Raw genomic sequence first — 9,202 nt, forward strand, 5'->3', positions numbered from 1 at the left:
CCCCGCGGCCCACAATATCAACCACCCCCCTTCCCGGGGGCCCCCCCCCCCCCGGCGGCCCCCCCCACCTGTGATCAGCGCCCCGGCCAACCCGCAGGTCAGCTGCAGCGAGCGATCAGTTTCACCGGTCGGAACGACCGACTCAGAACCCGAGTACGGCCTGTCCCCCGACCACCGGCAGACGCAGCTCGCTGTCATTCGGCGCGACCCGCAACTCGGTGCCGCCGAGCGGCAGCAGGGTGTACTCCTGGTCGCTGGAGAAGACGACCACGCCGATCCGGTGGCCCGCCTGGAAGATGTAGTCCTTCGGCTCCAGGGTCCACCGGTAGTCGTACAGCTTGCCCTGCTTCACCAACTCGGTGCGGGACGAGTTCTTGCGGTTCTGCGGGTCCATCCAGCCCCGGGTCACCACCTTCGGTGCGGCGGTCGAGCCGGCCGGGCCGAGGTCGACCAGGTACGCGGTGAGGTTCGCGTCCGGCTTGTTGTCGATCGCCATCCGCAGCCGCATCTCCGGACGTCCGGAGATGCGGACGTTCTGGGCCAGCACCGGGGAGCGGTAGGCGAGTCGGTTCGGGCTCGCCGTGTCCGGGTTGGCCACCAGGGTGTCCGGGTGGATGGTCCGGCCCTCGTCGACGAAACTCTGCTCGACCTTGGCCTTCGGCGGCTTTCCGGAGGTGAGCGTGCCCGGGTCGGCGGCGTCGGTCGCGGCAAACTTCAGCGCGACCTCGCGTGCGTCCGGGTCGGGCCAGTTGGCGTACGTGGTGTACACCCGGTCCTCCCGCTGCAGCACCGCGGTCGGCTCGTCCATGATCCCGTTGCGCACGTTCCACAACCAGTAGTCGAACCAGCGGTTCTCGGTCTGCTTGTAGGTCCAGGCCCGGCCGTCGGGCAGGGTCACCGAGGCGTTGCTGCCCGGACCACCGTGCCCACCCTGGTGCAGCCAGATCTTGCGCGGAACGTCACGCTTGGCGAGCTCGTCCCACCAGCCGGCGAAGTGCTCGGTCTTCACGTTCCAGTCGTTGAGGCCGTGCACGACGAAGACGCTCGCCTCCACGTCCCGGGCGTCGAGGTAGTCGCGATCCTGCCAGAACTTCGAGTAGTCGCCGGTGACCCGGTCCTGCTCTTCGGTGATTTCGGCGATCTCGTCGGCGCAGGGCCCCTCGGCCCGCGCCTGGCCGGCGGTGTACTGGGCCAGGATGTCGGTGTCCTCGCCCTGGTACGTCCCGGGTGCGACGACCAGACCGTTGGCCCGGTAGTAGTCGTACCAACTGCTGATCGCGGAGACCGGCACGATGGTCTTGAGTCCCTCGACCCCCGTGGTGGCCACCTGGTTGGGCAGCGTTCCGTTGTAGGAGACGCCGGTCATGCCGACCGCACCGGTGGTCCAGCCGGCGGTGACCGGTGTGCCGTTCGCGTCGTACCCCTTCGCCCGCCCGTTCAGCCAGTCGACGACCGCCTTGGTGCCGAGCGTCTCGGCCTGGTCGCCGCTGGTCGGGCAGCCGTCCGAGTCGCCGGTGCCGACACTCTGGCCGAGCACCACCGCGTAGCCGCGCGGCACGTAGTAGTCGTCCAGCGAGCCGGGCAGGTTGGCCTTCGCCACCGCACGCTGGGCTTCCACGTCGAGCGCCCGCAGCCCGGAGCGGCGGGTCAGGCCGTTCTGCGGCAGGTCGTCCACCAGCACACTCGGGTACGGCACGTTGCCCCAGGTGCCCTTGCGATACGGGCTGTGCTCGAAGATGACCGGCACCTTGAAGCCCTGGGTGGCGGTTTCCCGGGGCCGGGAGATGTCGATCGCCACCCGGTCGAGGCGGCCGTCGCGGTCGGTGTCCACCGGGGTCTGTACGTACACCCGCTCCTCGATCGCGTCGGCGAGCGAGAACACCGGTTGGGTCATGCCGTCACTGACCACGATGTCTGGTGGTGTGGTCGCCGCAGGCTGCGCCGCCGCTGGTGCCGGGCCTGCGTTCAGGACCAGTGCGCCGGACACGCCAACGCCGAGTAGGGCCAGATAGGGGAGTCGACGCATGCGCGTCTCCCTTCGGTCGGGCTGGTGGCCGAAGTTGGCCAGAGATGGATCCCGAAGATCCATTCGCCCAGATGCTAGTACGGCAGCCGCCGTTCGGGATCATGCTGAAGTTCGAGGTTGAGGCGTTGTGTGGACGCGACCCGCCTGCTGTCCGCGTCACGGAGCGGTCGCACCCGGTCGCCAGGCACTCTCCGCTCCCGTCGCAGGGCAGCGCGTCGGCCTTCTCCGCAGGCGGCAGTCGGTGCTGACGACTCGACGCCGCTTGCGGCGTCGAGCCTCCTGAAGGGCCCCGAACTTCGATCGAGGGCGACAGGTGATTGCCGGCGCCGGTCGGCGCGCCGAGCGGGCACGGGCTTTGATTGCGTCGAAAGTAGGGCATTTCTGCTGGTCAAGGGGACCCGGGAGAGCTCGTTGCCCCAAATGGAACCCCGCCCATCTATTCACATGCTTCTATACATGGTAGAAATTTCACGGGCCGGCCTCCGCTTCGCAAACATCTACCCCTACTGCGAATCAGGAGACGCCATGTCAACGACCCGTCGTACCGTGCGCCGCCGCGTGCTCACGCTGCTCCTCGCGAGCGTCGCGGCGATCGGCACCGTCCTCGGTTTCAGCACCCCCGCCTTCGCAATCAGCCACTCCAGCGCCACCTCCCAGCTGAGGGCCGCCGGCATCACCTGGGTTTCCAGCGGCAATTGCAGCGACCGCTACAACTCGACGTGCACCTCGTTCGAGGGCATCCGGCAGTCCACCATCGACGGCATCATCACCTTCAAACGGGCCAGCGGCTGCGCCATCACCATCACCGGCGGCACCGAGATCGGGCACGCCAGCGGAACATACAGCCACTGGAACGGCTACAAGGTGGACATCGCCAAGACGACCTGCGTCTACAACTACATCTCCAGTGCCTACACCTACATGGGTTACATATCCGGCTGGGGTTACCAGTGGCGGGCCCCGTCGGGCAACCTCTACACCGACGAGGGCAACCACTGGGACATCCTCTACTACACCTGTGGCTGCTGACACCTGACCTGGTACCGCGCTGGCGGGTACCGGCCTGAGAGCCGGAAGAACGGCAAACGCCCTGGTGGGGGACGCTGTCCCGCACCAGGGCGTTTTTGCACGGGTGGGCCGGACGTGGCATGACGAGCAGCCGCACGTCCCGGTCGGGTCCGTCGAGGTGCACCAACAGGACGTGTCGGCCTTGAGGCGTCGGACGTCAGGACCCGGGACGCAACGCCGCGAGCTGAATCTGCAGCGCCAGCCGCGTTCGCGGCGACTCGAGATCGATGTGGACGACCTCAGCCAGGCGCCGCATGCGGTGCCGAAGTGTGTTGGGGTGCACATGCAACTGCCGGGCGGCCTTCTTCGGGTCGCCCTGCTGCTCGAGCCAGGCGGCGACCGTGGCGACGTAGTCAGTGCCGTGCTTCCGGTCATGAGCGACGAGGTCGGGCAGTGGTCCGCCGACCAGCAGGTCAACCTGCGGCACTGCGGTGACCATGCGGTGTACGACCACCTCGGCCCAGGCGTCCTCGAACCGCAGCACTGACCCTCGCCGTCGAGCCGAGCCGTGCAGCGCGAGCAGCTCCGCCGCCTCGGCGCGTGATCGCGGCAGGTCGGGCAGATCCACGGCGACACCGCCGGAGGCGGCGCACAGCCCTGGGTCGTGCGCGGCGATGTCGTGAATCAGCCTCTCCATCCAGAGCCAGGAGCCGGGCGACTGGCCCGCGTCGACCAGGACGGCGAACAGGACGTCTCCGACGTTCGCGATCAGCGGCTGACGCCAACCGTGACGGCGGGTGATCGACTCCCACAAGGCCAGGTTGTGCACCAGATCCCCGGTTCCGACGTGCGCCCCGAGCGCGACGACCCGCCACGGACCCTGGGGGAGGCCCAGTTCCTCCCGGCCCATCGGGCCGGGGGCCTGCAGGGCGGCCCTCAGGCGATCGGCCGACACCCGGCGTGCGACATCAGCCTGCACCCGGAGGCGGAGCAGGTGGAGCGCCAGCACGGACGCCGCGCCCTGGAGATCGCGCAGGCGCTCGTCCGGCACCGGGCCCTCCACGACGGCCCAGATCGAGCCCAGCAGCTCACCGCCGGCACGGATCGGGACCACGAGACGGGGCAACGTCCCGTCCGGGCCCTGCGGCACAAAGATCAGCTCGCTACCCTTCACGAGCTTGCGGAAGACGCCACGGGAACGAAAGTGCGCGATCACGTCGCCGGGGACGCGTCGTCCAACAATGGTCGAGACCCGCGCCGGGTCGGTGCGGTCTTGACGCGACGAGTAGGCGAGCACCCGGTACTGGGCGTCCTCGATCGTCACCGGTGCGTCGACGATGACGGCCGTCGCGTCGGCCAGGGCGAAGAGTTCGTCGTACACGCCGGCTTCTCCGGTCTCCGACGAGCCGGGCGCGGCAGCCCGGTCGATCACCCCGCGGAGCAGCCAGACGAGCTGGGCCCACGAACCGTGGCGCTGCAACTCGACCAGGGTCAGGTTGCGGTCGGCGGCGGCGGACGTCACGTCGGGGTGCGAGGCCAGCGGAGGCTTCAGGACGAGGCCAGCCGACGCAGTCTCCGCGCAGCGCACGATGACGGCCAGCGCCTGGTCCGGTGTCGCGATGCCCGCACCGAGGACGAGGTCGCCGCTCTGGCCGATCGGTGCCTCGTCGAGTTCAGCGAGGGTCACGTCCCGGACCTCCGCCTCACGGCCGGGGACGATGACCTTGAGCAGCGCGGCGCCCACGGCATCCGCCACTCCAGCCACGGTGATCATGGCCCGATTATTCCTCAACATTGTTCGTATCGACCAATCATGGGGATGACCATTGGCCTGGCAGAACAATGACGTTCCGGCGCGGTGGGGACAGGATTGCCGGACCCCAGTTGCTCTGAAGGAGAAAACGAATGCCTCCCATCGAGTCCGTGCCCGCCCCCCAGCGCGTCGCCGTCATCGGCGCGGGGATGGTCGGGCTGGCCACCGCCTGGTTCCTGCAGGAGCGGGGGGTACAGGTCACGGTGCTCGACCGCAGCGGGGTGGCGGCGGGCGCGTCGTGGGGCAACGCGGGCTGGCTCACCCCCGGCATCACCACTCCCCTGCCGGAGCCGGCGGTGCTCCGCTACGGGCTGCGTGCCGTCATCAGCCCGTCGTCGCCGGTCTACGTGCCACCGCGCGCGGACGCCCGGCTGCTGCGGTTCCTGGCGGGCTTCGCTCGGCACAGCACCGCCTCGAAGTGGCGGACCGCGATGCAGGCCTACATTCCGATGAACCGGCGAGCGTTCGCGGCGTTCGACGCACTGGAGGCCGGCGGGGTCGCGTCGATGACGAACGAGGCGAAGTCGTTCATCGCGGCGTACCGGACCGAGGCCGAACGGTCGGTCCTGCTGGACGAACTGGGACACATCCACTCCGCGGGTCAGGAGATCGAGTTCGACGTCCTGACCGGGTCCGAGGCGCGTGAGGTGGAACCCTCGCTGTCGGACAGCATCGGCGCCGCCATTCGCCTGCACGGCCAGCGGTTCATCAATCCCGGTGAGTACGTGCACGCGCTCGCCGACGCGGTTCGCGCTCGGGGGGCGTCGCTGGTCACCGGGGCAGACGTCGTGGACGTTCGCGACGAGGCGGCAGGGGTCCGGGTGGTGACCACCGCCGGCGCGGACGAGCGCTACGACGCGGTGGTGCTGGCGACCGGCACCTGGCTCGGCGCGCTGGCCCGGCGCTTCGGCGTCCGGACCGTCGTGCAGGCCGGCCGCGGGTACAGCTTCAGCGTGGCGATCGAGCACGTCCCGGCGGGACCGGTGTACTTCCCGGCGCAGCGAGTCGCGTGCACGCCGCTGGGCGACCGGCTGCGCGTCGCCGGGATGATGGAGTTCCGCAGCGCGGAGGCTCCGCTGGACCGGCGCCGCATTCTGGCCATCGCCGAGGCCGCCCGACCGCTGCTGCGTGGCGCGGACCTGGACGCCCGGGTCGACGAGTGGGTCGGGTCGCGGCCCTGCACCCCCGACGGGCTGCCGCTGATCGGCCGGACCAGGTCACCGCGGGTCTTCGCCGCCGGTGGCCACGGCATGTGGGGCATCACCCTCGGCCCGCTCACCGGCGAGCTGCTCGCCGAGCAGATCACCACCGGCCGACAGCCTGCGGAGCTCCAGCCCTTCGACCCGCTGCGCTGATGCGTCACCTCGTCGTGTCGGTGGCCGTTTGCGGCCGCCCGAGCGGCCTCACGCCGATTGTCGCGCCGCCGGCGCCGCGGCAATCCGGCCAGCGCCGCCCGCCACCACGACGGCCGACATTCATCTGACCGGCACCCGCGGGCGGAGCGCGACAGCGCTCCGCCCGCTCTCATTTCGAGCAGAGAGGAAACCGGACCGTGTACGTCGTGAGCAGGCAGGACGAGCTGGGTGTGCTGCGGATGGTCCTGGAGGAGCAGTACGAGCGGCACACCACTCAGCTGGCGTTACTGGCCCGGCAGACCCGCCAGATGCCCCGTGACGCGACCGGCCTTGAGGCCACTTCCGCATTGACCGCCGCGTCACGGCGGGTTCTGGGTGACATCGCCCGGGCATTGCACTACCTGGAACAGGGCCGTTACGGGACCTGCGAGGGGTGTCACTGCGACATCCCGATCGAGCAGCTGGCGCACCGGCCGTCGACCCAGTTCTGCACCACCTGCCAACCTGAGCCTCACCACCAATGCCGCACATAGCAAAAGCGCACCACCGCATCCCCCTTTTTGTGTCGGAGCCCGTCGCCATGGTGCGCGGCATCATGTAGACGCGCCTCGGTCCGTCGTCGGCACCAGCCGGCCCCCGCTGGCTGGGCCCGTTGGTGGGCAGCGTCGTCCTCGTCGTCCTGGCCGCCGGTGAAGGGGTCGTCGCGGCGCGGGACGCGGATCACCTCGGCCGGCTCGCTGACCTGGCTGCCGGTCGGGTGGCACCGGTCGCGTCGCCCGGCTGAGCGGACGCATCAACCGCCTGCAACAGGGCGGTGGCGGAACCGGTCAGACGCCGGCCCCGAGGCCAGACGGCTCGAAGTATGCGGTGCAGTGACAGGTCGGCGACGGGCACCGCGACGAGCTGGCCGGTGGTCAGGTCGGCCTCGACGGCGTGCCGGCTGAGCACCGCCGGTGCCGTACCCGCTATCGCCGCTCCCTTGACCGCCGCGTTGGACCCGAGAGCCAGATGTGGAGGTAATGGATCCAGTCCACGTAGCGCCAGCTCAAGCGTCTCGCGGGTACCGGATCCGGCTTCGCGGACCACCAGTCGCGTACCGGCCAGTTCGGCCGCCTGGAGCGGGCGGCGGCGCCGGGACCACGGGTGATGGGGAGCCACCACCACGATGAGTTCGTCATGGCCGACGATCCGATGGTCGAGCCCGTCCGGGATCGTTGGACCCTCGACGAACCCGAGGTCGATCCTCCCGTCAACCAGCAGCAACCGGGCCACCTCGGTCGAGTTCGTCACGGTCAGGCCGACCCGTACGTCGAGTTCCCGCTGCCGGAGGATGTGCAGCCAGCGCGGTAGCAACGCCTCGGCGACGGTCATGCTGGCGGCAACGTGCAGCTGCGCCGCCCGCGCCGCCCGCAGCGCCGTCAGGCTGCCGTGGAATTCGTCGGCGGCGGCCAGCAGCCGGAGGGCCCAGCTCACCACGACCCGGCCATCGTCGGTCAGCATCGAACCGCGCGGTGTCCGCACCACCAACGGCACCTGTACCCGGCGCTCCAGGGCGGCCAGCCGGTTACTGGCGGAGGGCTGAGTCATTCCCATCGCCTGCGCCGCCTTACCGAGGCTGCCCAGTTCCGCCACATGGACGAGGAGCCGCAATGACTCAAGATCGGGAAGTGAACTCATAGCCACAGGCTATGAGGTGCCATCGCACCGGGGGCTACCCGGGCTGCCACTTCCGGTCCAACCTGAGTGCGGCTCGCCGACGACCCAGCGGAAGGAGCGGCAATTCATGATCAGTCGCACGACTCACCGGCTGACGGCCAGCCTGCCCGGCCTCGGCGTCGCGGGTGCGGCGGCCGCGGTCGGGTACGCCGTGAACCACCGGATCGGGGTGGCCAGCCCACTGGTGGTGACCATCGTGCTGGGCGTACTGCTCAGTAGCCTGGGCGGTTGCCGGACCTGGATGCGCGACGGCCTGAAGATCGCCTCGACGACCCTGCTGCGCACCGGGGTGGTACTGCTCGGCCTGCAGCTGGCGGTCTCCGACGTCCGCCGGCTGGGGTTCGGCCCCATCATCGTGGTGCTCGCCAGCGTCGTGGCTGCGTTCCTCTTCACCCGATGGTTCGGGCGGGCCCTCGGGTTGAGCCCGGCCCGGTCGCTGCTGATCGCGACCGGCGTGTCGATCTGCGGCGCCTCGGCCGTCGCCGCGATGAACCAGGTAGCCGACAGCGACGAAGAAGACACTGTGACAGCCGTCGCGGTCGTCACCGTACTGGGCACCCTGTGTCTCCCGATGTTGCCCGTCCTGAACCTGTTGCTCGACCTCGACCCGACCAGATATGGCATGTGGACCGGCGCGAGCGTGCATGAGGTGGGCCAGGTGGTGGCGATCGGAGGGGCAGTCGGTCTGACCGCGCTGTCCGCGGCCGTGGTGGTGAAGCTGTGTCGCGTGGTGCTCCTCGCCCCGCTCATCGCCGCGATCACGATCGCTCGGCGTTCGGGCGCGGGCAGCTACGGGACGTCGGCACGCCCACCGATCCTGCCCTGGTTCGTCACCGGATTCCTGGCGATGGTCGCGCTACGCAGCACAAACTGGCTACCCGGTGGCGTACTCACCACGTCGTCGACCGCGGCCGGACTGCTCCTGGCGTCGGCCATGTTCGCGCTCGGTGCCGCCGTCGACGTACGCGCCGTCGCCCGGGGCGGCTGGCGCGCCCTGGCCGCCGGGGCGCTCGGCACTGTCGTCCTGGCCGGGGCGTCGCTGGTCGGCTTCATGCTGGTGTCCTGAGTCGGCAATCGGGCATCAGGCGGGGAACAGCGTCCGCCGGCACCACCGGGTCCGCGAAGCGCCGTTCCTCATCAACCGCTGGCGGGAAGCCGCCCAACCACCGTCCACGGTGCAACCGCTGCCGGGGGCTGACGGCTGTTCGCCATTTTATGGTCAAACATGGTCGTGCGTTGTTGCGTATGATGGCCGTGTGAAGCTTTCGGAGTGGGCTCGCCGGC

General features: G+C 69.8%; 7 protein-coding genes. 4 read left to right on the forward strand and 3 right to left on the reverse strand.

The genetic code is table 11. The features are described 5' to 3' along the window. Positions 1 to 142: 142 nt before the first annotated feature. The gene (locus AB0I41_RS33845) at positions 143 to 2,026 is read right to left on the reverse strand and encodes a Xaa-Pro dipeptidyl-peptidase (RefSeq protein WP_357115183.1); all 1,884 of its coding nucleotides are present in this window, start codon (positions 2,024 to 2,026) and stop codon (positions 143 to 145) included. A 525-nt stretch (positions 2,027 to 2,551) separates the two neighbouring features. On the opposite strand from AB0I41_RS33845, the gene AB0I41_RS33850 reads away from it, so the two are divergent. Then, positions 2,552 to 3,055 carry a hypothetical protein gene (locus AB0I41_RS33850; RefSeq protein ID WP_357115185.1) on the forward strand — a complete coding sequence of 168 codons (504 nt, stop codon included), beginning with the start codon at positions 2,552 to 2,554 and terminating at the stop codon, positions 3,053 to 3,055. A 196-nt stretch (positions 3,056 to 3,251) separates the two neighbouring features. On the opposite strand, the gene AB0I41_RS33855 is transcribed toward AB0I41_RS33850, so the two are convergent. Beyond that, positions 3,252 to 4,877, reverse strand: coding sequence for a helix-turn-helix domain-containing protein (locus tag AB0I41_RS33855; RefSeq protein WP_357115187.1), 1,626 nt, complete (start codon positions 4,875 to 4,877; stop codon positions 3,252 to 3,254). Positions 4,878 to 4,939: 62 nt separating this feature from the next. Between AB0I41_RS33855 and AB0I41_RS33860 the strand changes: the two genes are divergently transcribed. Next, positions 4,940 to 6,202, forward strand: coding sequence for an FAD-dependent oxidoreductase (locus tag AB0I41_RS33860; RefSeq protein ID WP_357115189.1), 1,263 nt, complete (start codon positions 4,940 to 4,942; stop codon positions 6,200 to 6,202). A gap of 206 nt (positions 6,203 to 6,408) precedes the next feature. Further along, positions 6,409 to 6,735 carry a hypothetical protein gene (locus tag AB0I41_RS33865; RefSeq protein WP_357115191.1) on the forward strand — a complete coding sequence of 109 codons (327 nt, stop codon included), beginning with the start codon at positions 6,409 to 6,411 and terminating at the stop codon, positions 6,733 to 6,735. A 187-nt stretch (positions 6,736 to 6,922) separates the two neighbouring features. Here the strand turns inward: AB0I41_RS33865 and AB0I41_RS33870 are convergent, their stop codons facing one another. Then, positions 6,923 to 7,879, reverse strand: a complete 957-nt coding sequence (locus AB0I41_RS33870) for a LysR family transcriptional regulator (protein WP_357115194.1) — start codon at positions 7,877 to 7,879, stop codon at positions 6,923 to 6,925. 106 nt (positions 7,880 to 7,985) lie between these two features. Here AB0I41_RS33870 and AB0I41_RS33875 point away from each other — a divergent pair, with 106 nt between their 5' ends. Beyond that, the gene (locus AB0I41_RS33875) at positions 7,986 to 8,984 is read left to right on the forward strand and encodes a putative sulfate exporter family transporter (RefSeq protein WP_357115196.1); all 999 of its coding nucleotides are present in this window, start codon (positions 7,986 to 7,988) and stop codon (positions 8,982 to 8,984) included. Positions 8,985 to 9,202 lie beyond the last annotated feature (218 nt).

Origin of the sequence: Micromonospora sp. NPDC050200 (assembly GCF_040656135.1) — a bacterium.
Classification (GTDB): Bacteria; Actinomycetota; Actinomycetes; order Mycobacteriales; family Micromonosporaceae; genus Micromonospora.